General features: G+C 36.7%; 20 protein-coding genes and 3 tRNA genes. 9 read left to right on the forward strand and 14 right to left on the reverse strand.

Annotated elements, in window-relative coordinates:
- Window positions 1–39 precede the first annotated feature (39 nt).
- Window positions 40–1,329: a transporter family protein gene (locus tag ESZ36_RS10935; protein ID WP_146787635.1), complete on the forward strand. Its 1,290-nt coding sequence runs from the start codon at window positions 40–42 to the stop codon at window positions 1,327–1,329.
- Window positions 1,330–1,658: 329 nt separating this feature from the next.
- Here ESZ36_RS10935 and ESZ36_RS10940 read toward each other — a convergent pair whose 3' ends face one another.
- The 4 genes from ESZ36_RS10940 to ESZ36_RS10955 form a co-directional block, all read right to left on the reverse strand.
- Entirely contained in the window at window positions 1,659–2,150 is a 492-nt protein-coding gene (locus ESZ36_RS10940; protein WP_146787637.1) for a hypothetical protein, read from the reverse strand.
- A gap of 20 nt (window positions 2,151–2,170) precedes the next feature.
- Window positions 2,171–2,875 (reverse strand): C39 family peptidase, encoded by a 705-nt coding sequence (locus ESZ36_RS10945; protein WP_246129069.1) that lies wholly within the window; start codon window positions 2,873–2,875, stop codon window positions 2,171–2,173.
- 11 nt (window positions 2,876–2,886) lie between these two features.
- On the reverse strand, window positions 2,887–3,246 hold the full coding sequence (locus tag ESZ36_RS10950) for a hypothetical protein (protein WP_146787640.1): 360 nt from the start codon (window positions 3,244–3,246) through the stop codon (window positions 2,887–2,889).
- A gap of 92 nt (window positions 3,247–3,338) precedes the next feature.
- Window positions 3,339–5,228, reverse strand: coding sequence for a dentin sialophosphoprotein (locus ESZ36_RS10955; protein WP_146787643.1), 1,890 nt, complete (start codon window positions 5,226–5,228; stop codon window positions 3,339–3,341).
- Window positions 5,229–5,868: 640 nt separating this feature from the next.
- On the opposite strand from ESZ36_RS10955, the gene ESZ36_RS10960 reads away from it, so the two are divergent.
- Window positions 5,869–6,678, forward strand: a complete 810-nt coding sequence (locus ESZ36_RS10960) for a winged helix-turn-helix domain-containing protein (protein WP_146787646.1) — start codon at window positions 5,869–5,871, stop codon at window positions 6,676–6,678.
- Between the two features lie 272 nt (window positions 6,679–6,950).
- Here ESZ36_RS10960 and ESZ36_RS10965 read toward each other — a convergent pair whose 3' ends face one another.
- From ESZ36_RS10965 to ESZ36_RS11000, 8 genes are all read right to left on the reverse strand, one after another.
- On the reverse strand, window positions 6,951–8,297 hold the full coding sequence (locus ESZ36_RS10965) for a DEAD/DEAH box helicase (RefSeq protein WP_146787648.1): 1,347 nt from the start codon (window positions 8,295–8,297) through the stop codon (window positions 6,951–6,953).
- Between the two features lie 54 nt (window positions 8,298–8,351).
- Entirely contained in the window at window positions 8,352–9,764 is a 1,413-nt protein-coding gene (gene gltX, locus ESZ36_RS10970; protein WP_146787651.1) for a glutamate--tRNA ligase, read from the reverse strand.
- 386 nt (window positions 9,765–10,150) lie between these two features.
- A tRNA-Val gene (locus tag ESZ36_RS10975) sits at window positions 10,151–10,226 on the reverse strand.
- A gap of 107 nt (window positions 10,227–10,333) precedes the next feature.
- A tRNA-Val gene (locus ESZ36_RS10980) sits at window positions 10,334–10,409 on the reverse strand.
- A gap of 107 nt (window positions 10,410–10,516) precedes the next feature.
- Window positions 10,517–10,592, reverse strand: a tRNA-Val gene (locus ESZ36_RS10985).
- A 163-nt stretch (window positions 10,593–10,755) separates the two neighbouring features.
- Window positions 10,756–12,090 (reverse strand): BamA/TamA family outer membrane protein, encoded by a 1,335-nt coding sequence (locus ESZ36_RS10990; protein WP_146787654.1) that lies wholly within the window; start codon window positions 12,088–12,090, stop codon window positions 10,756–10,758.
- A gap of 20 nt (window positions 12,091–12,110) precedes the next feature.
- On the reverse strand, window positions 12,111–12,803 hold the full coding sequence (locus ESZ36_RS10995) for a DUF3313 family protein (RefSeq protein ID WP_146787656.1): 693 nt from the start codon (window positions 12,801–12,803) through the stop codon (window positions 12,111–12,113).
- A 103-nt stretch (window positions 12,804–12,906) separates the two neighbouring features.
- Window positions 12,907–15,105: a carbohydrate-binding family V/XII gene (locus ESZ36_RS11000; protein WP_246129070.1), complete on the reverse strand. Its 2,199-nt coding sequence runs from the start codon at window positions 15,103–15,105 to the stop codon at window positions 12,907–12,909.
- 132 nt (window positions 15,106–15,237) lie between these two features.
- On the opposite strand from ESZ36_RS11000, the gene ESZ36_RS11005 reads away from it, so the two are divergent.
- Window positions 15,238–15,657: a hypothetical protein gene (locus tag ESZ36_RS11005; protein WP_146787659.1), complete on the forward strand. Its 420-nt coding sequence runs from the start codon at window positions 15,238–15,240 to the stop codon at window positions 15,655–15,657.
- Window positions 15,658–15,682: 25 nt separating this feature from the next.
- Window positions 15,683–16,180: an RNA-binding S4 domain-containing protein gene (locus ESZ36_RS11010; protein ID WP_146787662.1), complete on the forward strand. Its 498-nt coding sequence runs from the start codon at window positions 15,683–15,685 to the stop codon at window positions 16,178–16,180.
- 139 nt (window positions 16,181–16,319) lie between these two features.
- Here the strand turns inward: ESZ36_RS11010 and ESZ36_RS11015 are convergent, their stop codons facing one another.
- Complete coding sequence (locus ESZ36_RS11015; protein WP_146787665.1) at window positions 16,320–16,802, reverse strand: GNAT family N-acetyltransferase; 483 nt, start codon at window positions 16,800–16,802, stop codon at window positions 16,320–16,322.
- Window positions 16,803–17,144: 342 nt separating this feature from the next.
- On the opposite strand from ESZ36_RS11015, the gene ESZ36_RS11020 reads away from it, so the two are divergent.
- From ESZ36_RS11020 to yfbR, 3 genes are all read left to right on the forward strand, one after another.
- Window positions 17,145–18,854 (forward strand): proline--tRNA ligase, encoded by a 1,710-nt coding sequence (locus ESZ36_RS11020; protein WP_146787668.1) that lies wholly within the window; start codon window positions 17,145–17,147, stop codon window positions 18,852–18,854.
- Window positions 18,855–19,228: 374 nt separating this feature from the next.
- Entirely contained in the window at window positions 19,229–20,458 is a 1,230-nt protein-coding gene (locus ESZ36_RS11025; protein WP_146787671.1) for a pyridoxal phosphate-dependent aminotransferase, read from the forward strand.
- 49 nt (window positions 20,459–20,507) lie between these two features.
- Window positions 20,508–21,101 carry a 5'-deoxynucleotidase gene (yfbR, locus tag ESZ36_RS11030; RefSeq protein WP_146787674.1) on the forward strand — a complete coding sequence of 198 codons (594 nt, stop codon included), beginning with the start codon at window positions 20,508–20,510 and terminating at the stop codon, window positions 21,099–21,101.
- A gap of 346 nt (window positions 21,102–21,447) precedes the next feature.
- Here yfbR and ESZ36_RS11035 read toward each other — a convergent pair whose 3' ends face one another.
- Entirely contained in the window at window positions 21,448–22,026 is a 579-nt protein-coding gene (locus tag ESZ36_RS11035) for a DUF4136 domain-containing protein (protein WP_146787677.1), read from the reverse strand.
- A 522-nt stretch (window positions 22,027–22,548) separates the two neighbouring features.
- Between ESZ36_RS11035 and ESZ36_RS11040 the strand changes: the two genes are divergently transcribed.
- Together ESZ36_RS11040 and ilvN are read left to right on the forward strand one after the other, a co-directional pair.
- A complete protein-coding gene (locus ESZ36_RS11040; RefSeq protein ID WP_146787680.1) occupies window positions 22,549–24,276 on the forward strand; it encodes an acetolactate synthase 3 large subunit in 1,728 nt (575 codons plus the stop codon).
- Window positions 24,276–24,773 (forward strand): acetolactate synthase small subunit, encoded by a 498-nt coding sequence (gene ilvN, locus ESZ36_RS11045; RefSeq protein ID WP_146787683.1) that lies wholly within the window; start codon window positions 24,276–24,278, stop codon window positions 24,771–24,773. Before ESZ36_RS11040 ends, ilvN begins: the two co-directional genes overlap by 1 nt.
- Window positions 24,774–24,809 lie beyond the last annotated feature (36 nt).

Consider the following 24,809-nt stretch of genomic DNA (forward strand, 5'->3'; position numbering starts at 1 on the left):
GACTTAAATACTTTGAATGTTTTCATATAAGAGAAATTTATGAAAAAAACTAATAGTCACATAACCTTGCCTCGTGCAAAACGATATAAACTATTTGTACTCATGTGTGCATTGTCTATGTCTACCACCCATTATTGTTATGCACAGCAAATTACTGAAACGCAAGAATCTGCTAAAAAAAAATATCTACTTGAGTTGGAACGACAATATCAAATCCTAATTCAGCAGGGAAATGAGATTGAAAAATTAAAACGTTCAATTAAGAAGCAAAGCTCAAAAATAAATCAACAAAAGACAAATTCTCCAAAAAACAAAAACGTCCAACAAGCTAACAATAAAGTTACTAATAACAAAAAGCGTAAACCTTCTGCTGTCATTAATAAGCCAGTAGGTAAAGCGCCACCTAAACAAGCTACCCGGATTGATGTCTCTGCAATACCTAAATTAAGTACTAATAATAGCGGGGTCCTTACCAAATCAGGTACATTAATAATAGAACCAAGGTTAGGTTATTCATACACAGATACTAACCGTGTATTTCTAGATGCTTATTCTTTTCTACCTGCACTCGTGGTTGGTGTAATCGATCTAAGAGAAATAAAACGTCATACCGTTGTTGGTAGTCTCGGTGCTCGATATGGTATGACTGATCGATGGGAGGTCGACTTCAAACTTTCTTACATCGGCCGCAATGACAGTCAGCGCTCTCGTCCAATAAGTGTAGGGGTTAGTGAAGATGACATATTTACGGCAAGTGGTAGTGATATGGGTGATATCGAACTATCTACACGTTATCAACTTAACTCTGGCGCTGATGGCGGAGCAATTTATGTTTTTAACTTTGTTGCCACAATCCCAACAGGTACAAGTCCATTCGATGTTGAGTATGTAGAATCTACTCCAGGAGCTGTTTTTCCGACAGAACTACCAACAGGATCAGGGTACTACAGTGTTCAACCTAGTTTAACTGCAATCTATGCAACTGATCCTGGGGTGCTTTTTGGTAATATAAGCTATGGAAATAATTTAAAAACCGATGAAGAGGTAGGGCAAGTGAATCCTGGTGATAGCATAGGATTTAGCTTTGGCTTAGGTCTATCATTAAATGAACGTACTTCTATGAGCTTAAGTTACTCACACAAACATGTATTAAAATCCAAAATTGATGACTTTAAAATTGATGGTAGTGCGCTTGATATTGGTCAACTGATTATTGGCTATTCATTCAACTATACAAAACAAACCAACATTAACTTATCATTGAATATTGGCGTTACTGATGATGCCCCAGATATTCGGCTAAACTTCAGGCTTCCAATGGTGTTTTAATTCGATATATTTTAAGCAACACTTTGTTGATAGCCGTTTCGTTTAGAGTTCGTTGGAATCAATAACGCTTTAAGCAAGGTAGATTAATAGTAAACGTAATTATTCAATGTAAACTTCGTCTAAAGGTGCTTCAAACGGCTCTACCCGTACTTCGGGGAATAGAGCAAACCATACTCACCCATACAATACGTAGAATTTTTTAAGTTTTGAGGGGGTAATTATTTATCAAGAATGCGTATTGATTATGAGTCGTTCAAAGATTATCAACCTAGCACTTTCAAATGCAAGGGATATAACAACGTCATATTATCAGTGGATTAATCTTGTGGTTAATGGTTAATGGTTATAGGCAATGAGTGCAAATTGTAAAATTGGTTATCACTTGGAGTTAAGTTAATATCATCTAAGTTTTTAATGTCAATGTTGATATTATTGATCGTTTGTAGTACCTGGTTGTCGAGATCGTTTTGGATAACTGAATTAAATAAGGTAGTAGATAATCCAGGGATATTTAATTTTCCATTTTTAACTAAGTTCTGATTATTTGCTGTTTGAAAATAAGAGCTAGAGGTCTCTTGACCATTTCGAAATATACGTTTTTCAAAACTGATATCAACAATTACACCATTAGGTAATATAAATCCTCCTCGTGAATGAGCTAACTTTGTATCAGATACCTTAAGCCATTTTTCTTTGTCTATAGGTGCCTTAAAAGCTATATACTCTATGCTTGTAGCAGAAACTAAACTTGACCCCATCATGATTATAAATGCCATCATTATGCATAGATTCTTTAAAAGCATGATTGAGTTTATGTTCATGTCAATATCCTAATTTTAAATCAAAAATCAATTGCTGAAGGTTGTAGTATATTAAATAATGATAAACTGGAATGATCAACGGCCAGGCCTAAATGAGCCTTCACTCGTAAATTCCACTCTTCCTGCGTTTGGTAATGATTAGAGGCAATATCTTTTTTGTCTTGAATAACAAAAACAATTTGTTTGTTCCACATTTTTTCAAACTCTGCTCTACTATATACTTTAATACCAATGGCGGGGTCACCCACTAAGACTTCCTTTTCATCACTGCCTTTGATAATAACAAAATGCATATAACCTTTATTATTAATAATAGTTATCGCCGGAATTTCAGCTTTTGCAAGCTGGTTTAAACTTATTTTAAAACCATTAGATCTATAGCCTCGACGTGATAAATATTGTTTCATATCGAACAACGAGAAGCCTTTTTTTTGTATTTTATTTTGATTACCATGGCTATACATATCTTTAAAAACCTTAAACTCATCAACAACATCATCATAATGAAAAGATAATAAACTTGCCAAAGTGGCTGAACCACAACTAAAGTCGTATTGTTGTTTATAGATAGTTTTAAAACGCCGCTCTTTGATGCTTGAAACATTTACTGAAAAACTGCCCCCACTAAAACCTCCTCCTAAATTAACAGTGCCTGCATGTGCAGACATTATTTGTATCAGCAGTATTACTATTAGCGGGAAACATATCGTAAACATTCTGCTCATAATAGTTACCTTTACTCTGGAGTTATTGTAATAGTAATTATAGTCGAGTCTTGAATGATGACATTATTACCCGTATTTTGAATAATTGAAAATACTCCACTTGCGTCATTAAATGAGCCTTGATCTATGATGTTATATCCAGTCACACTGTTGTTAACACCATTATTGGTAAGAACGGCTCCTAAGTTCGCATTGCTATTAACATCGACGACTCCACCAAGACCTCGGATTTGATCTAATTCTTCAAGCAATACAGGCGCAACATCAATTATCGTAATGTCTACAAAATCTTCGGCAAAGATTTTGTTACTTATTATAATTAACAAAATAAGTAATATTAATAGACGAGTACTTTGATATAGCTTTTTCATAGCCCTTATCCTTATAGGAAGTTGCTGACATAGTGCCAGCAACTTTTTAACGTCATTTTACATAATCTTTAACGTGTTGGTGTACTTACCTCTCATTGGTTTACATCAACATTCCCTTGAAATGAAACCTGTTGTTGAGTTAAAGCATTATTACCAAGATTTTGTACGTTTTGGTTAATGCCTGCAGTACCATTAAAGGTATCGGTCATATTGTTACTTTGTGACATTGTAGAAGCACCACCGAAGTTATATGACACGTTATTATCAGCAACTGTACCGCTTAATGAAGATTCATTAACGCTATAGTTTGTAGTAGCTGTACCTCCATTGTTTGCTGAAGATGTTCCCCATCCGTCAGCCCAAGCACTACTGTTGTCACTATTGTCGCTGTTGTCGCTATTATCACTGTTATCAACAGTGGCAGTACTGCCATTATTCGCTGAAGCTGCATGATCACTCGCATCGGCATAACTGTTATCACTATTATTTGTAGTTGAGTTATCACTATTATCGGAGTTATCAACGGTCGCTACTCCACCATTATTGGCAGCTGCAGACCCCATGGCATTTGCATTAGCCATGCTCTTATCGGAGTTATCCGAATTATTACTATTGTCTGAATTATTGCTGTTATCAGAATTATCAGAGTTATCTGAATTATTTGAATTGTCATTACCATTATCTGAAATGGCTAAGTCAAGATCATTGCTGTTATCAGAGTTGTCCGAGTTATCCGAATTGTCGCTGTTATCAGAGTTGTCATTACCGCTATCTGAAACGGTCAGGTCTAAATCAGCACTATTATCAGAGCTATCTGAGCTATCGCTGTTATCGGAGTTATTGGAATTGTCATTTCCGTTATCCGAAATGGCAACATCTAAATCATTACTATTATCAGAGTTGTCTGAATTATCGCTGTTATCCGAATTATCACTGTTATCCGAGTTATCCGAGTTATCATTGCCGTTGTCTGAAATGGCAACATCTAAATCATTACTGCTATCAGAGTTATCAGTATTGTCGCTGTTATCCGAATTATTCGAGGAATCACTGTTGTCTGAGTTATCCGAGTTATCCGAGTTATCATTAGCATTATCTGAAATAGCAACATCTACATCATCACTATTAGTGCTGTTATCCGAGTTATTCGAGTTATCCGAATCATCCGAGTTATCCGAGTTATCCGAGTTATCATTGCCGTTGTCTGAAATAGCAACATCTACATCATCACTATTAGTGCTGTTATCCGAGTTATCCGAAGCATCCGAGTTATCCGAGTTATCCGAGTTATCCGAATTATCATTAGCATTATCTGAAATAGCAACATCTACATCATCACTATTAGTGCTGTTATCCGAGTTATCCGAAGCATCCGAGTTATCCGAGTTATCCGAAGCATCCGAGTTATCCGAGTTATCCGAATTATCATTAGCATTATCTGAAATAGCAACATCTACATCATCACTATTAGTGCTGTTATCCGAGTTATCAGAAGCATCCGAGTTATCCGAATTATCCGAAGCATCCGAGTTATCCGAGTTATCCGAGTTATCATTAGCATTATCTGAAATAGCAACATCTACATCATCACTATTAGTGCTGTTATCTGAGTTATCCGAAGCATCCGAGTTATCCGAAGCATCCGAGTTATCCGAGTTATCCGAGTTATCCGAGTTATCATTAGCATTATCTGAAATAGCAACATCTACATCATCACTATTAGTGCTGCTATCCGAATTATCGGAGTTGTTGGTATTATCGGAATTGTTGCTGCTGTCATCGTTGTCAGCAACACTGTTGTCGTCGTTATCAGCAACACTGTTATCTGAGTTGTTATTAGCTGAGTTGTCGGTAGTTACAGTCGAGTTATCATTTGCTGCGGAGGAACCATTGTCCGCTTCATTTGCCAATGCTAAATTGGCTGCAGAACTAAGTATTAGGGCAATACTTACTGCTAGTATGTTTTTGTTAAAAAGTTTCATATTTTACACTCCACTAAGAATTATTTAGTAACTATTAATCTACTTGAAACATCTAAAACGCTATTAAGAAAGAGAAATCTAACGTTACAAGAAAAATAGTGACACCTTAAACGTCCATATAAAGCGTGTATGCCTATATAAAAAGCGTTAATCCATATCTGATTAACATATATCTGAATGCACCGGCTTTGTATTCACTGTGAATAATAGTTCACGGCTAACTTAAAATTCCATTAAAGACACATCAAAAAACACTTAAAAAATAATCTAAATATCTTAATTTTTTAAATGATTTTATTAAATAAAAAGTAATTAACCGTAGGGGATTGTTGAAATTTTTACGATAAAAATAATTAGGGTGAATTGTGTATTAGGTTAGATTATCTGTCAGTATTTTTTACACTTATTTTTAATGCGCCATCTGTGCTACAGAGTGAATCGATTAAGCGATTGTATTAATAATAGAAATTATTTTAGGCGCAAATATTGCTTGTTTTTTAAACATATGATTAAAAATAATTTTTTAACAACAAATTAACTTTTCCTGTGGGCTTTCTCTGCAGGCATTAAATTTTGTTTTTGGAGTAAGTTAAATTATTAGATTATTTACATCATTTAAAATGAGAAAAAGGACTTAAATATGCAATGTTTTCAGCATGACAATAGTATGCTCATAATTTCCAATGATAGCTTTATCATTGGCTTATTAACGGGATATTGTGTTGCTAATCACTTCACCCTCAAATGCATACCTCACTCTAAACCTCTATATACTAATGGTGACCATCCTAAGTTTAAGTTAATTATTATAGATTTACGTGAACTGACACCCTCTTTAATTGAAGACCATTTAGAATCGTTAAACAATATCCATCATCAATATTCCATTCCTATTTGTGCCATACATAACAGAAATAGAATGCCACTTCATCGACTGCTACCTTGGCTCAATTATTATAAAGACGAAACCTTTATTGAAAAACTCGACGATTATATTAATAAATACATTATCAATTTCACCCATGTCTTTGATGAAAGAAGAAATTATAACCGTAGATTAGGGGATGACCGACGTACCATATTAGGCACAATTAACTCTTTTTCATCCAAACAACTTAATGGGACCACTAAGTTACTTAATCCCGATGTAGAACTTGAATTATTAGGTCTTTTTAAAATAGATAAAGATTGTCAAAATGTTTATTTAAAAGGCAAAAACTTAGAGCTTACTACCAAGGAATTTAAACTTTTTAAATTGTTAGCTGATGACCCCGAACGTGTATGTACGACCGAAAAGTTGATCACTCACTTATGGCCGAATAGAGGTCGTGCAAATAAATCTGATCTTTATCAATACATGCATTTATTAAGAAAGAAAGTTGAACTTGACCCAGATAATCCACATTGGATAATAACGATTAAAGGTGTTGGTTATAAATTACATATCTAGGTATTTTACTTACAAGGTATTTCACTAACAAAAACGCAATTCTAGTGTGTCTAGTGGCTGAGTTGAGAGAGTTACTTGTGATAGGTTGATTTTGTCACGTAATGATGAAACTTAAAGCATTGTGCTTAAAAGAATTTTAGCCTTTTTATAGCGATAATACAGCGATTAAATAGGGGGTAATCCTTATTTAATCGCTGGTTCTAAAACTGAAATGGCTCACAAACTCAGAAACATACATCTTCATATAGTCTGGGATATATTAGCGAACAGTGTTAGTCCTGCTCTTTTTTAGTCGCATCTTCAATTTGATCTGGTGTTAACTTCTTGCGCTTAATAATTTTCATTGCACCGGCATCTTCTATATCAAGGAAAGTTTTCTTAATAACTTTTCTTGGTTTATTGGCTACCGGTTTTTTGTTTTGTACAACATTATCTTTCGCTTTAATCGCTTTTGGTTTTTTAGGTTTTAAGCCTTTAAACTTAACCTTTATACCTTCAACTTTAGTAAAAGCTATTTTTTGTTGTAAAAAGGCTTCTACATTTTTAAAGCTTAACCAGTCATTTGGCCCTACCAATGAAATAGCATCACCTTTCGTTCCTGCTCGGCCAGTACGACCAATACGATGAACAAACTCTTCAGTATGCTTTGGCATATCAAAATTAATAACATGCGATACATTGATTAAATCAAGGCCTCGTGAGGCTAAATCAGTCGTTACCAATATTTTATGTTGGCCTTTAGAAAAGCTGTCCATAATTTGGTTACGTTGACCTTGGTTTAACTCACCACTTAAGGCTACTGCATTAAGGTCTTGCTCGGTTAGTAGCTTAGCTAAACGTTCAGTATCACTGCGTGTTGCCGTGAAAATGATGATTTGCTGTGATTTTTCAGTAACCAAGAAGTGCTGTAGTAACGCCTCTTTTTGCGTAAGATTATCAGCAAGGTAGAAACGTTTAGTAATATCTTCATGTTCGGTATGAGCCGACTCAATAGCAACACGTTTAGGTTTTTTTAATAACTCTTTTGCAAAGTCATTTACTTGCGCGTGGTCTAAAGTTGCTGAAAATAGTAACGTTTGACGTTTACGATGATCGGCTGCATTATTTATCTGCGTAAGCTCTTTACTAAAGCCTAAATCAAGCATGCGATCCGCTTCATCTAAAATAAGCAGTTCTAAACCATTTAAATGAAAGTGACCTTGCGTTAAGTGATCCGCTAAGCGTCCAGGTGTTGCAACAATAAACTCTGGCTCTTTCTGCAACACTTTTACTTGGTCGTTAAAGTTTTCACCACCTAAAATTAATACCGCTTTATATTGAGTATTCGACGTAAACAACCGCAGTTGACTAAATACTTGTTTAGCTAATTCACGTGTTGGTGTTAAAATTACCACACGTGGATCACGCTTTGACAGAGCACGATTTTTATTTAGTCGCTGTAAAGCAGGAATAATAAACGCTAAGGTTTTACCTGAGCCTGTTTTAGACGAAGCAATTAAATCATGCCCCGCCATTGCAGCAGGAATAGCCTGTTGCTGAATTTGTGTTGGCTCGCTAAACCCCATATGCTCAATGGTACTCATTAAAGCACTGTCTAAACCAAAATCACTAAATTGCACTCGGCTTTCTCCTAAACTTATTTAAAGTGGTTAAACTTATCGTTAGATATGTCATTAACCAGCTGCAATTCGTGCTTCTACTACGATTAAAGCTTGTTCAATTCGTTCGATTACCTTGCTTTGGTCTAACAGAGCTAAGGTAATATCAAGTGATGGTGAGTTACCGCCACCTGTTGCAGCAACACGCAATGGCATACCTACTTTACCCATACCAAGTTCTAATTCTACAGCAGTATCGTTAATGGCTGCGTGAATAGGCTCTGGTGACCAATCAGTTAATGCGGCTAATTTTTCTTTAACTAACATCATTGGCTCTTTAACGACTGGACGTAAGTGCTTTTTAACCGCTTTTGCATCAAGTTCAGTAAAATCTTCATAGAAATAGCGAGAAATATCAGCCATTTCTTTTAATGTTTTTACACGGTCTGCTTGAATTTTAACAACGAGAGCCAAAGCTGGGCCATTGTCTGTATTAATACCTTGATCAGCCATATGCCATGCAAGGTGCTTAGCAACATACTCCGGATCCATGGTTTTCATGTAGTGCTGATTTACCCAAATAAGCTTATCGGTATTAAAACCAGAAGCTGCACGGTTACAATCTTTTAAATCAAATAATTCAATCATTTCTTCACGAGAGAATATTTCTTGATCGCCATGAGACCAACCTAAACGTACTAAGTAGTTTAGTAGAGCTTCAGGTAAATAACCGTCATCACGATATTGCATAACACCAACAGCGCCATGACGCTTGGATAAACGCTTACCGTCATCACCTAAAATCATTGGAATATGCGCATATTCAGGAATATCAGCACCCAATGCAGTAAGGATGTTAATTTGTTTAGGGGTATTACTAATATGATCATCACCACGAACAACATGTGATACTTTCATATCCCAGTCATCAACCACAACCGTTAAGTTATACGTTGGCGTACCGTCAGAGCGAGCAAGGATTAAATCATCTAATTGGTCATTACTGATGGTAATATCACCTTTAACCATATCTTTGATAACAACGTCACCACCAATAGGATTTTTAAAGCGAATAACAAAAGGTTTATCTGTTGGGTGGTCTGTACGGTCACGCCATAAACCATTGTATTTTTCTATGCCGCCTGCTGCTTTAGCTGCTTCACGCATTACATCAACTTCTTCGCTGGTGCTATAACAACGATAAGCATTACCCGATGCAAGTAACTGTTCAATAACTTCTTTATAACGATCAAAACGTTCAGTCTGAAAATATGGACCATGTGTCCATTCAAGATTTAACCAGTTCATTCCATCCATAATCGCATCAACTGAGGCTTGGGTTGAACGCTCTAAATCGGTATCTTCAATACGAAGAATAAAGTCACCACCATTTTTCTTGGCATATAACCAGCTATACAAAGCAGTACGGGCACCACCAACATGTAGGTATCCTGTTGGGCTTGGGGCAAAACGTGTTGTTAAAGTCATAAAAATCTCTAAAGGGTGTCACTAACAACGCCTATTTGGCGACATCAGGAGTATAAATCGAAAAATTGTCCGCATTTTAACACCGCACCTAAGTTAATTCATCACTTTGATGTAATTAAATAGTTTATCTTTACTACAGGCATTAACACGTAGATAAATGGACAATAAACGTAACAGGATTTAGGTAAATAAGGGGAGTAATTTGTACGAAAATATGAATATAAAATATTCTATGCTGCTCTTAACTTATATGATTTTAATTATACAGAAAGATGATGTGGTTTTTTGAAAGTGAAGTAGCTTGAACCGATGACATAGCGCGGGCAATAAAAGATAGGAGATATTTTTATAACTGAGTAAATTTAAGTGATATTAAGAAAATAAGATGGTGGACGATACTGGGCTTGAACCAGTGACCCCCGCCTTGTAAGGGCGGTGCTCTCCCAACTGAGCTAATCGTCCATTTTAGTTTTAATTCTTTATGGAAAAGAATGGTGGACATTATTTGCAAGAATGGGCTTGAACCTACTCTGCGTATAAAGTCACAATACACTTTATAAAAAATAAAGTGGTGGACGATACTGGGCTTGAACCAGTGACCCCCGCCTTGTAAGGGCGGTGCTCTCCCAACTGAGCTAATCGTCCATTTTAGTTTTAATTCTTTATGGAAAAGAATGGTGGACATTATTTGCAAGAATCAGCTTGAACCTACTCTGCGTATAAAGTCACAATACACTTTATAAAAAATAAAGTGGTGGACGATACTGGGCTTGAACCAGTGACCCCCGCCTTGTAAGGGCGGTGCTCTCCCAACTGAGCTAATCGTCCGTCTCTTCGGGGGCGTATTATAGGCAGTTCGCAAAAGCTGTCAACAGAAAAGCTGTAAGTTTCTCATTTTTTTTCAAAAAATCATGCGCTTGATTTATTTTCAGCCATAACGCTGCATTAATAAACATTAATTTTTACTTTTGACAGACTTTAGTTAATAAAACTAAAATGGGTGACCTACCATCAACCAAGTACTTGTTCCTTCCTTTGAACGAGTGAAGTCTAATCGCACTACAATACCTGCTGTTAAAGCCCTTAATGATACACCAACGTCAGATTTCCAATCAGAGAATAATGTATCTCGATGAAAGGTAGGTGATACTCTTCCTCCTTCAACATACAAAACCGTTTGAAACCAATCAAGATTTAGAAATCGTAACCATCGTACATTTTCTGTCGGGTTATAATCTAAGGTCATACGATACTCGGCTGTCGCATAAACAACCGCTTTATCATGGAAGCGGTTTTGCCTAAAACCTCGCAACCGATACATGCCACCTAATGTTGCACCTTCAAGAAAAGGAGCATTATTAATGACCTGATTATTTCCAGCTTCATCATAAATAACTTCCCAACTAGGTGAGTAACCAAGCCAAGCATTGAGCGCGATAATGTTTTGTTTTGCGAATGAGCTTTTTCCTAAAGAAAAATATTTACTCACTTCCATCTCAACAAAGTCCCACTGCTCTTTTGACTCCAGCCATTCAGGATTATAACTATAAGCAATATATTGTGAACTCCCTCTGCTAGGGTTAGCGGGAAAGTCAGTATTGTCGTAAAGCATACCTAATTCAAGCGCATGAACTGCGCCAGAAAGCTCACCCTCTTCATTTATATATTGCTGATAACGATTGAATTGCCTAGCAATGATGATACTAGTACCGCTAACTAGCGGGTTCCAATCAGCCCGCTCAATATCATTTTTTAATAACCCGCCCGCTAATTGATAACGAGCCATACTTTGCTCTTTAGCATCTCCCCAAGGTAGAACATACTCTAAACTCACCTCCCACCAATTACTTGAACCGCTGGCTTGAATAAAGTCATCAAAACTTGAGTCATTAGACCCTGGCCTAGGCGCTGGTGTATATTTTTCTGGCAAAGCTGAGTATGCACGTAATAGTGGAAATTCTCCCATCATACCAATGGCGCTAAAAAAAAAGCGTTTACTGTTAAAGACGCGATAGTTCCAAAGCCCTGCTCCTAAACCTTTGGTCTCCTCACCGCCATAAACAGTTCCTCCCAACGTCATTTGTTTTTGATAGAGCCCAGAGGCCATAGCACCAACACCGACAACTAAACCTAAGTCATCAGTACTAAAAGCATAGGGCAATACTAAACTTTCACGCATTTTAGTATTTTCTAGTCGCTGCACCGAGTACTTAACCTTACTCGGCGACTTAGCGTGCACAGCAGTATTAAAAAACAGCCACTGTGTACTGACTAAAATCAGCAAAAATACATGGTATGAATTAAAAGGTGTAACACTATTTTTCATTTAGACACTAGATCCATCACCTATTTAGCTGTTGGCATATGGGCTTCATCAAATTTAATTCTCAATGCTTTAGCCCATTTTCTGATCATACGCTTGGCATCTGCACGATTAGAAACACGGTTTGCCCATTGATGATAACTATTATCTCCTGCAGTTGAAGTGTTAACAGCACGAGCTAAAATTTCACCACTTACACCATCATAAAGCTCTATAAATAAAGTCGCTTGTCCAGCATCATCAGCATAGGATTTTACGTTTACCGACGATTTAACATCAGGTGCTGAAACATCTAAATTGATGATAGCAGGTCTTACAACCAAGGTGTTTGAACTCACTTTATCGACGATAGAGAATTTAGCATTTTTACCAAATTCTTCTTTGAAAACTTCATCAAATAATGTAGCCATATCGGTTTTAATACGTATGACATCGGCATCATTTATCCGAGTCGACAATGAAACCTGATCTCTATTGTAATCGCGTTTCCAGTTCTTTTTAAAAGCTACAGCACTAGAGAGTATTTGTACTTTGTCATACTCAGAAAAATCAACACCTTCTTTTTTATAAGCAATAGTCGAGCGTGTTGATTTTTTCAACTCCAGACCCTCTGGTGATACTTGAGGTGCATTGGTCGGATTTGTCGAATTACAACCAATAACCATAGATGCGGCTAAAGCGATAAAACTCAGTTTAAGACTTTGTTGTTTAGTCATTTTTATTCCCTTTTATTTTAATTACTTAGTTAATACTAGATTAATATTAACTAAGGCTTCCCGTTTATTTATGCTGTTATTATTAATTATCCAAATGAGTAAGCTATCTACCTCGTCGTGCGTTGCCCATTGGCTGATGACCGCCCCGCGACATGTTACCCATTTGTCGTCCATGTAAATCACGATTCATCGTTTTGTGATCAAATGTACGGTTATTAGGTTTTTGCCTATTTATCTGCTGGTTGCGCTGTTGTTGACTTGGAAAAGAGGGAGAGTTCAGTGTTCCCTGTTTAGGTACAGTCTTCCAATTTTTATTACTGCGATTTTGCCACTGGCCATTTTCGTGACGCACGACACCACCTTTTTTATCGGCATAAACATTATTAGCGCGTTTTGGAGAAACTTTTGCTCTGTTTATTTTTCCTGTCGATGGCTGCTTGATAACATTACGCTTTTTATTTACACCTTGATTATATAAATTATTAGTTCGATTACCCTGTGCTATTCTTCCACCCGCCCTATTCGCTGGATTGGCAGCAATTCTTTTCTTTGCATGGTTACGATTAGCAATACTCACTGAGTTGCCAATATTTACATTACCATTAATGTTTATGTTGGTATTACCTCGATAACCACCGCCATAATATCGACCACAACAAGGTCTTGGATGGTGGTGATAACCACCGCCCCAAACAACGCCAACTCTAAAGAATGGACTACCCCAACTTACCCCAACATTCCAACCAGTCCATGGGTTATAACCTACATGTAATCCCCAAGTTGGTGGTCTAGGGTAATACCAACCGCCTACATAATAAGGTGGGTAATACCAACCAGTACCATAAATAGGTACACCGTAATATGGATATGACCACATATAACCAGGGGTATAACCGACATACACAACTTCAGGTGTTGAGTCATAAACGGTGACATAAGTGGTGTTATACATAGGTGAACTAGGCGGAATTTGTGCTATCGCTTCTTGGGGAATATCATCAGCAACTTGCCAAGGCCCTTTTGGATTTGAAGCAACAAACCAAACACCATTATCAACTGCATAATATTTGCCTGAAATTTTAAGTACTTGCGCTGAAGTATTAACTGCATATTCAACTTGTGTATCAACTATTTTTTCAAAAGTTGGTTCGCCGTCGTAATTTACCGTCAGTTTAGCTTCGCTTCGTTTAATCGCGGCTGTTTGAGGAATTTGAGCATCCAATATCGCTTGTTCAGCTTCATTAGTCCCTGCAATGGATGTTCTTATGCCACCAATAGCAGATTCAGGGGGGATTTCTTTGAAACTTTGCGGTAACTTATCCGCACGAACAAAAAGCCAAGGACCTTGTTCGCTTTTACTGCTAAACCAACGACCTGATAACAACACATACATATCACCACTGGCAAGTTCACGTAACCAAGGTGTTTCGGTATTTTCAACATAGAGTAGTTTACCTCCAACTAAGCTCGTCCAATTAGCTTTTCCATCAGAAACGACAAGTTCCGTCGGCTTAGTTACCGCTATGATATTAGGTGCTGAAATCACTTGTGGTGTATCGCTTTGTTCTTCTTCTTTTGGAATTAACGCTTCAAGATCAGCAGGAGGATTAGCTAATATTGACCAAGGACCTAAAGCTTTTGACGCTTGGTACCATAGATGTCCACTGGTTAAGTAAAACTTTGCTTGGTTTTTTTTCTTTACCACCGCCAGTGGTGTATTTAATGCCCGCTGATAGTCACTGTTATCAATATCTCTAAAAACAGGGTCACCATCATAACTCAGTAATACTGACAAAATACTAGTAAACTGTATTGTCGGTGGATCATTTTTAATCTTGGCAAGGCTTTCTTTTATTTGCTCTGCACTTGTTAAACTGGCGGTTAACTTAGATAACGAAGCTTTAAATGAAGAGTTAGCTAATTGCGCTTCAACAAATTGACTAAACTGCTTTTCACCTGATTCTTTCGAGTCAGGCCAACCCACTTTAGTGACTTTTAATTGGCTAATAGTCACTGTGTTTTCACTGCGATCCGTTGCTATTTTGGCCGAAAACCAAAACACGCCAAAAATGGGTGTCGGATTGTCTTTTAATTCAAGTGACATTGCCGCTCGCCCGGTCAATATATTGCCAGTGAGCTTCTCTGGTTGTGGTTGATAAACGACAATAGTGCCACGTTCATTGGCTAACTCTTGTGGCCAATCAGCCGCAAAGTTAGTGAAAGAAAAAAAAAGTAAAAAACATCCTGTAAACCATGTTTTAACAAATCTTAGTATGGGTACATTAAAGCTAAGTTTCATCATACAATCCTGTATTGTGTGCGGGTTAATGTAAAAAAATTGTCAGTATGTTAATATCGCCTGAAATTATGCCGCTGTAAATATAATTACATTAAAAGTTAAGCCGGTAACTACTTATATACACTAGGAATATCTATGAAAGCCCCTTTATATGCTGACATTCTTGCTATTTGCCAAGAGATTGCTAACGCTTCAAACATCGACAATGATGAGTTAAGACTTGCCAGTTGTAAAAAATTACAAGTGCTTTGTGCAACAAACCAAGATTCACCAAAAGATCACCCGCTGCAATGGGAAGCACTTGCTGACTTTACCGAAGATGGTGAGCAAGCGATGGATATTTATGAAGTCGCCTTAGCAACAGCAGAAAAATTAGCTTTACCGGTTTTTACTGCATCAGCATATTTAGCAATGGCACTACGCCAAGTTGAATTTGAAGAAAAAGAACAAGCACTAATTTTTGCTAATAAAGCTAACGATGTGGCACAAACCATTGAAAGCGAAGAGCTAAAGACTGAAATTACTGAACTTTTATCTCAATTAACACAAGAATAAATTTCAGTTTAATATCGAGAAATATATGTCAGATAGTTACTTAGTTATTGAATTAAACCATCAACCAGTAGAATTATGTAAGCTATTAAAAATAGCAAATTTTGTCAGTGGTGGCGGTGAAGCAAAAGTCGTTATCAGTGAAGGCTATGTTTTACTTAATGGTGAAGTAGAATACCAAAAGCGTAAAAAAGTTTATCATGAAGATGTGATTGAGTTTAATGGTGAAGTTGTACAGTTACTCATCAATGAAGAACTCTCAGAAGTTGAACCTATTGCTGAAGATATAGAAGAGAGCCTTACTGAAGGTATTGCTCAAGGTAAAACTAAAGGTGCTATTGAATCGACTAGCGAACAAAATCATTATCCTTCAACGACAAAAACAGCACAGCAAAAGTCTAAGTCTAAGTCTAAGTCTAAAAGTAAGCCTGTTACTCAAGCTAAAAAAGAAAAGGGTAACTTTATACCTATGTCACAAGATGATCACGTTAAAGTACCGAGAAAAAGAAAACCTATTTCGTTTTAATCTTCTAGGTAAATAATAATTGAACGGACGTTAGTGAAACCAATATCCATGTTACTCAAAATGCAGGTCTAGCTGGCATCTTGAAGTATCATGGGTATATATGAACGTAGTAGGTAAATATTAACCTTCACTAAAAACGTTAAAGTACTTTTTCCCAAAACAATGCTTTACCTGTTGTTTCATCTAACTCATAACTGATAAAACCTAACTTTTTATAAGCATTTTGCGCTACTGTATTGCCTTCTAAGACTTCAAGAGTTAATTTACAGTAACCACGTTCACGTGATATTTTCTCTGCTTCCATAAACATTATTCGACTTAGACCCAAACCTCGGTACTCTTTTAAAACACCGCAATCATGGATATTAAGTAAAGGTTTGCATTTGAAGGTAGAAAAACCCTCCACACAATTAAGTATTCCCGCGGGTTTGCCGTCAACATAACAAAGCAAGGTTAAAAAATCATTGCGCTTCGCTAAAGTCGCCACTAAATTTTGTTGAACCTCATCGAGTAGAGCTTCGCCGCCCCCCATAGGGTCAAGAGCATAGGCATTTAATAGCATCACTAAATCTTTACCGTGTTGCTCATTATGGTAATCTGCTTGAATTAGGGTTATTTTCACACTAGTTCCTTTGTTAATTTTTTGATGGACGAACTATACGCTTAAAATGAATATGATAAAGTTATTGTGCTATATAAAGATTTTGACTAAATAATTAGAAATTTTGCTCTCTCGGCAAGATGAATAAGTCCCTTTCAAGCGATTATGATTTTAAAAAGGCTTTTATCTTCCTTTTTTACCTTAGGCTTTGTCAATAAACGACTCAAAAAGTCCAGAAACCGTCACATTAATAATTTTGATGTAACTAAGTCATAAATATTACATATATTACTTTTTCATAAGCTAGCCCCCTGATAGAATAACGCCAATTATACTTATCCCTATTTTACGGAAAATTTTACGATGCGTACCAGTCAATATTTACTGTCTACTCTTAAAGAAACCCCTGCTAACGCAGAAGTGATCAGTCATCAGTTGATGTTACGAGCAGGCCTTGTTCGTAATCTAGCCTCGGGGTTATATACATGGCTTCCAACTGGTTTGCGTGTTTTGAAAAAAGTAGAACAAATTGTTCGTGAAGAAATGCAACGCGCTGGTGGTAATGAGATATTGATGCCTATGGTGCAACCTGCTGACCTTTGGCAAGAGTCAGGTCGGTTAGATGATTATGGTCCAGAGTTATTACGTATAAATGACCGCCATAAACGTCCTTTTATCTTAGGTCCAACGCATGAAGAAGTTGTCACAAAACTAGTCGCTAATGAACTAAGCAGCTACAAACAACTACCGTTAAATGTTTTTCAAATTCAATCTAAATTTCGTGACGAAATACGACCTCGTTTTGGCGTAATGCGTGGCCGCGAATTTTTAATGAAAGATGCTTATTCTTTCCATTTAGAAGACGAATGTTTAGAAAAAACTTATCAAATCATGTTTGATGCCTACTGTCGTATTTTCGAACGCTTAGAGTTAAATTTCCGCCCTGTTCTTGCAGACACTGGTTCTATTGGTGGCGAAAAATCACATGAATTCCATGTACTCGCTGAGTCAGGTGAAGATGATATAGCTTTTAGTGACGCAAGTGATTTCGCAGCAAACATTGAAAAAGCAGAAGCCTTGGCACCCGCTGGCGAACGTGCAGAGCCGACACAAACATTAGCTAAAGTAGATACACCAAATGTTAAAAGCATGGATGATCTAGTACAGTGTTTATCTGTTGATTTGAAAACGACAGTGAAAACACTTTTAGTTGTAGGTGCAACGGCAGAAGGTGAAGCAGAAACAGTTGTTGCTCTTGTGCTTAGAGGTGATCATCAGCTGAATGAAATTAAAGCAGAGCATTTACCACAAGTAGCGTCACCATTAGCGTTTGCTAGTGAAGAGCAAATATTAGCCGCAGCTAACTGTAATGCTGGCTCTATTGGTCCTGTTGGCTTAAACATTGAAGTGATTGTTGATCGCAGTGCTGCTCACTTAAGTGATTTTGTTTGTGGCGCCAATGAAGATGACGCGCATTTAACCGGTGTAAACTGGCAACGTGATTGTAACGAAATCAGTATACATGATATCCGCAATGTCGTTGCTGGTGACCCAAGCCCATGCGGTAAAGGCAACATTGAAATAAAACGTGGTATAGAAGTAGGTCATATTTTCCAATTAGGCCGTAAATATGCAGAAGCGATGAACTGTGCAGTTCTCAATGAAGGTGGTAAAAACCAAACGTTGACTATGGGTTGTTACGGTATTGGTGTTTCTCGTATTGTTGCTGCTGCTATAGAGCAAAATCACGATAAATATGGTATCAAATGGCCTAAAGCTATTGCACCATTCCAAGTGGCTATTGTGCCAATGAATATGGCAAAATCAGCTCGAGTAAAAGAAACTGCCGAAGCGTTATATGAATCGTTAAATCAAGCGGGTATTGAAGTATTATTTGATGACAGAAAAGAACGCCCTGGCGTTATGTTTGCTGATCATGAATTAATGGGAACTCCATTATTACTTATCATTGGTGAACGTAATTTAGATGCCCAGCAAATTGAGCTTAAAAACCGTATCACTGGTGAAAAATCACTTATTGCTATTGATGAAGTGATGTATTTATTTAATTAATTAATTAAATAAATAAATAAATAAATAAATAACAGTACAATTAGTTAGGTAATTGACTAAGTAAAATAAAAAGGGGCTGTTGCCCCTTTTTTGTTGCTCAAAATATATTGATTTCAATCACACTGGTATTTCTATTCCTCTGAATTTTCACGTCACTGAGAAAATATCGACCCAGTTACCTACGAGTGCCCAATCAAATAAGTAACCTTAATCAATCCAAATGGTATATGAGAGTCATTACAATATGCCTTTTACCGATAAAATAAGATAAATTTTCATAAATAAAGCCAAAATAAGACTTTCAAAACAGTGCATTATTAGCAACAATAAGATGTTCTCTTTTCTTTCCATTTTACTTAAGAAGTTGCCAACTCATGAAAGCTATTACCAAGTCATCTAAATTAGATAATGTTTGTTACGATATTAGAGGACAAGTAGCGGCCGAGGCGAAACGCCTTGAAGATGAAGGTCATAAAATTCTTAAGTTAAATATTGGCAACCCTGCCCCTTTTGGCTTTGAAGCCCCCGATGATATCTTAAAAGATGTTATCCATAACTTACCTAGCTCGCAGGGTTATGCCGAATCTAAAGGCATATACTCTGCTCGTGTTGCTGTTATGCAATACTTTCAGCAACAAGGCATTAAAGATGTCGGTGTCGAAGATATTTTCATTGGTAATGGCGTCAGTGAACTTATTGTTATGGCAATGCAAGGTTTGCTTAATAATGGCGACGAAGTATTGATCCCTGCACCTGATTACCCGTTATGGACTGCAGCAGTATCACTTTCTAGTGGTACTCCAGTACATTACCAGTGTGACGATGAAAACCTTTGGTATCCAAACCTTGTGGATATGGAAGCAAAGATCACTAAAAGAACCAAAGCCATTGTATTGATCAACCCTAACAATCCGACTGGTGCTGTTTACCCCGAAGAGATTTTACAAGGTATTATCGCACTTGCTCGTAAGCACGATTTAATCATTTTAAGTGATGAAATCTACGATAAGATATTATTTGATCAAGCTAAGCATATTCCTACGGCAAGTCTGGCACAGGATGTGTTAATAATTACTATGGGCGGGCTTTCTAAGAACTATCGTATTGCCGGCTTTAGAGCTGGTTGGATGGTGATATCTGGACCTAAGATTCACGCTGAAGATTATTTAGAGGGTTTAACTATGCTCTCTTCAATGCGTCTTTGTGCCAACGTTCCCTGTCAACATGCCATTCAAACAGCATTAGGTGGTTATCAGAGTATCAATGAACTCATTGAAGGTGATGGCCGTTTATTAAAACAGCGAAATGTAGCTGCGAAAATGATTAATGATATTGATGGTTTATCTTGTCATCCTGCAATGGGAGCTTTGTACCTATTTGTTAAAGTAGATAATAAAAAGTTTACTATTTATAATGATGAGAAGATGATTTTGGACTTACTAAAACAAGAGAAAATACTACTTGTTCATGGTCGTGCTTTTAATATCAAAGAGCATAATTATTTTCGTTTAGTCTTTTTACCTCATGTTGATGAGTTAATTCCAGCTCTTGAAAAATTGAAAAGCTTTTTTGCTAGCTATAAACAAGTTAAGCCCAGTAAATAGGCTTAAACCCTAATAAACAGCTAGCAACCATTAATTACAAGGAGCCATTGTGCAAAGTTCATTTTTAGCTTGGATGTTTCGTATGCCATTGATCAAACGATGGTCATTAATGTTTTGTGTTAAACCAGAAAATATTGCGGAACACTCACATCAGGTTGCCATTGTTGCTCATTTACTTGCTGTCATTAAAAATAAAAAATTTAATGGCAACATCAATGCCGATAAAATATCCACTATTGCCATGTATCATGAAGCAAGTGAAACTCGGTACGGCGATATTGTTAATCCAACAAAGTATGCGAATAAAGAGATAGCTAGAGAATTTAAAAAGATTGAATTATTAGCAGAAAAAGAATGTTTAGCCTCGCTTCCTGATGAACTTCAAGAACTATTTAGCGATATTATCGTACAAGATAATGTCTCGGAAGAATACAAAACGATTGTCAAAGCTGCTGATATTATAGTCGCTTATATTAAAGCCCTAGATGAGATTAATCATAAAAATCCAGAGTTTGATCATGTTGAGCAACGTTTAGCGATAAAAATATCTGAATTAAAAGAAAATATGCCTGAAGTGGAATACTTTATTGATACTTTTATGGCAGCCTGCTTAGCAACCGTAGATAAACTATCAAAAGAGTAATGATCCGAAATAGCTATCTTATCTAAGTTGTTTAAAGGTATGGCTATTCTCATATAGCTTCAACAAAGACCCCCTATAAAATTGTTCATATTTTAGCATCCCCTCTTTAGCTTGTTTACTTGAACAAGCAGACGTAATACCGAGTTCTCTATACTCAATTTCAGTATCGGCACATACTAACTTAATGTACTAATACATCATCATCAGTGACTTCATCTTGAAATAAAAGTGACTCATTAATATTTACTTCAGATAAAGATGAGTAAATGGTATTATTTTATAAAAAATTTTACGCAAAAAAAAACGGCTAAGCCGTTTTTTTTACATCATTGTTTAACGTTATTAGTTATTGAAACTGGTTCACTACTTTGATAACAATTTCATTCAATGTTGCTGATGGTGTTTCTTTGTCTTCTGAAGATAAGCGCTTAGTCGCCCAGCCATGCCAAGCTGGTTGATGATTTTTAACATCATATACATCAATCGCTAATTTACCTTCAGTGTATTGTCTAACACTCGTTTCTGTACCCATAGACATAGTACCGTAATAACCACGGCCGCCATAATAACCTCGGCCCCAACCAAATCCGCTGTTATACGTTGCAGGATAGCTATTTACTTTAATTTTATCACGGCTACCTACTGTATAAGAAATAGCAAAATCTGCATTTTCAGCGTTATCAACTAATTGGTAACCTTTAGCAATAAAAGCTTGTTCAATACTCTTATCAACTCTTTCTTTCATAACAGGGTTAATATCAACAGGTGCCGCCATGATCTTAGTATTAGTTAACCAAGCAAAGGTTTTATAGTTGATGGTTTCAATTTCAGTGTTCTTATCAAAATTAACTTTCGCTGAATTTGTCGCACAACCAGCAGTAAAGACAATTAAGCTGGTAATTACTAATAATTTAATTGGGTTCATATCTGTTCCATTTTTTGTAAGACCGAAGTTATAACGCTATAGGTCTGCGATATAATATTACGGTTAATATAAATCATAATACGTTACTAATACAGACAAAACAGTCATTTAAATTGTTTTCAACCCTAACAAATTGTAAACAACAGCATAAATATTCAATAAAAAAATCAGCAGTCAATACTAAAACTAAACTCTAAGTAGCACTTTTGTTGCTGTTTTGTATTTATTGGTTGACACAAGTAGTGAAAGCCTTTAAAAATAGTACTAATTAAAATATTTAAGTTTTTGTAAGATTGTATGATTTTTAAAACAACTATCCTCAATGTCATCCTCATAGTCGTAGTGGTACTTTCACCATTAGCGGGGATAGCTTGTGCTTAGCAAAAACGATTAAGCAGAATATCAAGAAACCCTCGCTCTTTTTAAGACCGAGGGTTTTTTATTAGCTCAACATTAATTTATTCAATTTAAGAACAACACATTATTTACAATAAAACAGGTCAAAAAAATCAAGGTGATGGTATGACAACAGAACTTTTTACTGGTGCAGAAATGGTAGTTAAATCACTATCGGCACTGAAAGTTAAATACATTTTCGGCTACCCCGGTGGGTCCGTTTTAGATATATATGACGCTATATTTCAACAAGATGAAATTGAGCATATTTTAGTACGTCATGAACAAGCCGCAACTCATATGGCTGATGGTTATACGAGAGCAACCGGAGAGGTTGGTGTTGTATTAGCAACGTCAGGTCCAGGCGCAACTAACTGTGTTACCGGAATTGCGACTGCTTATATGGACTCAATCCCTATGGTAGTACTTGCAGGTCAAGTTGCTACCTCACTTATCGGTAACGATGCATTTCAAGAAACTGATATCGTCGGTTGTACTCGCCCTATCATCAAGCACAGCTTTAGCTGTAGATCTCTAGCTGATATTCCAGTTGCCATCTCAAAAGCTTTTTATATAGCAAGTACCGGTAGACCAGGTCCTGTAGTCGTTGAACTTCCTAAAGATATTTTGATCCCTCAAAATAAAGGGCCATTTAATATCGAAACAGATATTAAAATACGCTCTTATAACCCTAATATTAAGGGTCATCCGAAACAAATCAAAAAAGCGGCACAAACAATTTCAAATGCCAAAAGACTCGTAGTGTATTCTGGTGGTGGTATTGTTTTATCTGATGCATCTGAATTATTAACTAAGTTAGTTGAGACATTAAAAGCACCAATTACTAATACCTTAATGGGGCTTGGTGGTATTTCAGGAACCCACAAACAGTTTATTGGTATGTTGGGCATGCATGGTAGTTTAGAAGCGAATAAGAGTATGGCTAATGCTGATGTTATTTTAGCACTTGGTGCACGTTTTGATGACAGGGTTACTAATAATGTCGAAAAGTTTTGTCCTAATGCCACTATCGTTCATGTCGACATTGACCCAACGTCAATCTCAAAAACGATTAATGCTCACATCCCAATTGTTGGCTTAGTCGATGTGGTTATGCAGCAGTTATTAGATGAATTAACTGACATTAACTTCTCACCAGATGAAGCGGCATTGAGCCAATGGTGGCAACAAATAAACTTGTGGCGCAATGTAAAAAGTATTAGCTATGAGCAAGATGAAAATGAAAAGATAAAACCTCAACGGGTTGTTGAAGCGTTATATAAAATAACAGAAGGTGATGCATACGTTTGCTCTGATGTTGGCCAACACCAAATGTTTGCGGCACAGTACTACCCTTTTGCTAAACCACGTCAGTGGATTAACTCCGGTGGTGCGGGCACCATGGGCTTTGGGTTACCAGCAGCGATGGGGGTTAAGTTAGCCTTCCCAGATAAACATGTTATTTGTATAACCGGTGACGGCTCTATTCAAATGAACATCCAAGAACTTTCTACCTGTTCACAGTATAAATTACCCGTTGTTATTGTAACTTTGAATAATCGCTCACTAGGTATGGTACGCCAATGGCAGGATATGGTTTATGGTGGTAGGCATTCTTCTTCCTATATGGAATCCTTACCTGATTTCGTTAAAGTCGCCGAAGCTTATGGTCATGTTGGTATTCAGATTGACAGCTTAGATGAGTTAGAAGAAAAATTGACACAAGCCTTTAACATCAAAGATCGTTTAGTGTTTGTCGACGTTATGGTTGATGAGAAAGAACATGTTTACCCTATGCAGATACGTACGGGTGCAATTGATGAAATGTGGTTAAAAAAAGGGGTTAAATCATAATGCGTAGAATTTTGGCTATTTTGATGGAAAATGAACCTGGCTCACTATCACGTATTGTTGGATTATTCTCTCAACGTGCTTTTAATATTGAAAGTTTAACCGTTGCGCCAACTGATGATAATAGTTTATCTCGAATGACTATTGCAACTAAAGGTGATGACAAGGTATTAGAGCAAATTGTTAAACAAGTAAATAAACTTATTGATGTGATTAAAATCACTGATATTACCGATAGAAAGCATATTGAACGTGAATTATTATTGGTCAAAGTGACTGCTATGAATGATAAGTCTCGTACTGAAGTAACACGGATAACTGATATATTTCGCGGTAACATTATAGATATTGGCAAGCACGTTTATACCGTTCAGCTGACTGGTGACGCTGAAAAGCTCAATGCCTTTATTAATGCTTTACAAAATGAGACGGAAATTATTGAGTCGGCTCGTTCTGGTTGTGTCGGTATGGCTCGCGGTGATCAAGCTTTACGGATTTAGCTGAGAACAAACATTAAAAAGAGGCTTTAAGCCTCT

The organism is Colwellia demingiae (genome assembly GCF_007954275.1).
GTDB lineage: Bacteria > Pseudomonadota > Gammaproteobacteria > Enterobacterales > Alteromonadaceae > Colwellia > Colwellia demingiae.

Bases quoted from the DNA above. Each gene is read 5' to 3' on its own strand.
- ESZ36_RS10995 (WP_146787656.1), bottom strand. From the start codon at position 12,803: ATGACTAAACAACAAAGTCTTAAACTGAGTTTTATCGCTTTAGCCGCA.
- ESZ36_RS11025 (WP_146787671.1), top strand. From the start codon at position 19,229: ATGAAAGCTATTACCAAGTCATCTAAATTAGATAATGTTTGTTACGAT.
- ESZ36_RS10945 (WP_246129069.1), bottom strand. From the start codon at position 2,875: ATGAGCAGAATGTTTACGATATGTTTCCCGCTAATAGTAATACTGCTG.
- ESZ36_RS11040 (WP_146787680.1), top strand. From the start codon at position 22,549: ATGACAACAGAACTTTTTACTGGTGCAGAAATGGTAGTTAAATCACTA.
- ESZ36_RS10960 (WP_146787646.1), top strand. From the start codon at position 5,869: ATGCAATGTTTTCAGCATGACAATAGTATGCTCATAATTTCCAATGAT.
- ESZ36_RS11020 (WP_146787668.1), top strand. From the start codon at position 17,145: ATGCGTACCAGTCAATATTTACTGTCTACTCTTAAAGAAACCCCTGCT.
- ESZ36_RS11010 (WP_146787662.1), top strand. From the start codon at position 15,683: ATGTCAGATAGTTACTTAGTTATTGAATTAAACCATCAACCAGTAGAA.
- ESZ36_RS11035 (WP_146787677.1), bottom strand. From the start codon at position 22,026: ATGAACCCAATTAAATTATTAGTAATTACCAGCTTAATTGTCTTTACT.
- ESZ36_RS10990 (WP_146787654.1), bottom strand. From the start codon at position 12,090: ATGAAAAATAGTGTTACACCTTTTAATTCATACCATGTATTTTTGCTG.
- ESZ36_RS11000 (WP_246129070.1), bottom strand. From the start codon at position 15,105: ATGATGAAACTTAGCTTTAATGTACCCATACTAAGATTTGTTAAAACA.
- ESZ36_RS10940 (WP_146787637.1), bottom strand. From the start codon at position 2,150: ATGAACATAAACTCAATCATGCTTTTAAAGAATCTATGCATAATGATG.
- ilvN (WP_146787683.1), top strand. From the start codon at position 24,276: ATGCGTAGAATTTTGGCTATTTTGATGGAAAATGAACCTGGCTCACTA.
- ESZ36_RS10955 (WP_146787643.1), bottom strand. From the start codon at position 5,228: ATGAAACTTTTTAACAAAAACATACTAGCAGTAAGTATTGCCCTAATA.
- ESZ36_RS11005 (WP_146787659.1), top strand. From the start codon at position 15,238: ATGAAAGCCCCTTTATATGCTGACATTCTTGCTATTTGCCAAGAGATT.
- ESZ36_RS10935 (WP_146787635.1), top strand. From the start codon at position 40: ATGAAAAAAACTAATAGTCACATAACCTTGCCTCGTGCAAAACGATAT.
- ESZ36_RS10950 (WP_146787640.1), bottom strand. From the start codon at position 3,246: ATGAAAAAGCTATATCAAAGTACTCGTCTATTAATATTACTTATTTTG.
- gltX (WP_146787651.1), bottom strand. From the start codon at position 9,764: ATGACTTTAACAACACGTTTTGCCCCAAGCCCAACAGGATACCTACAT.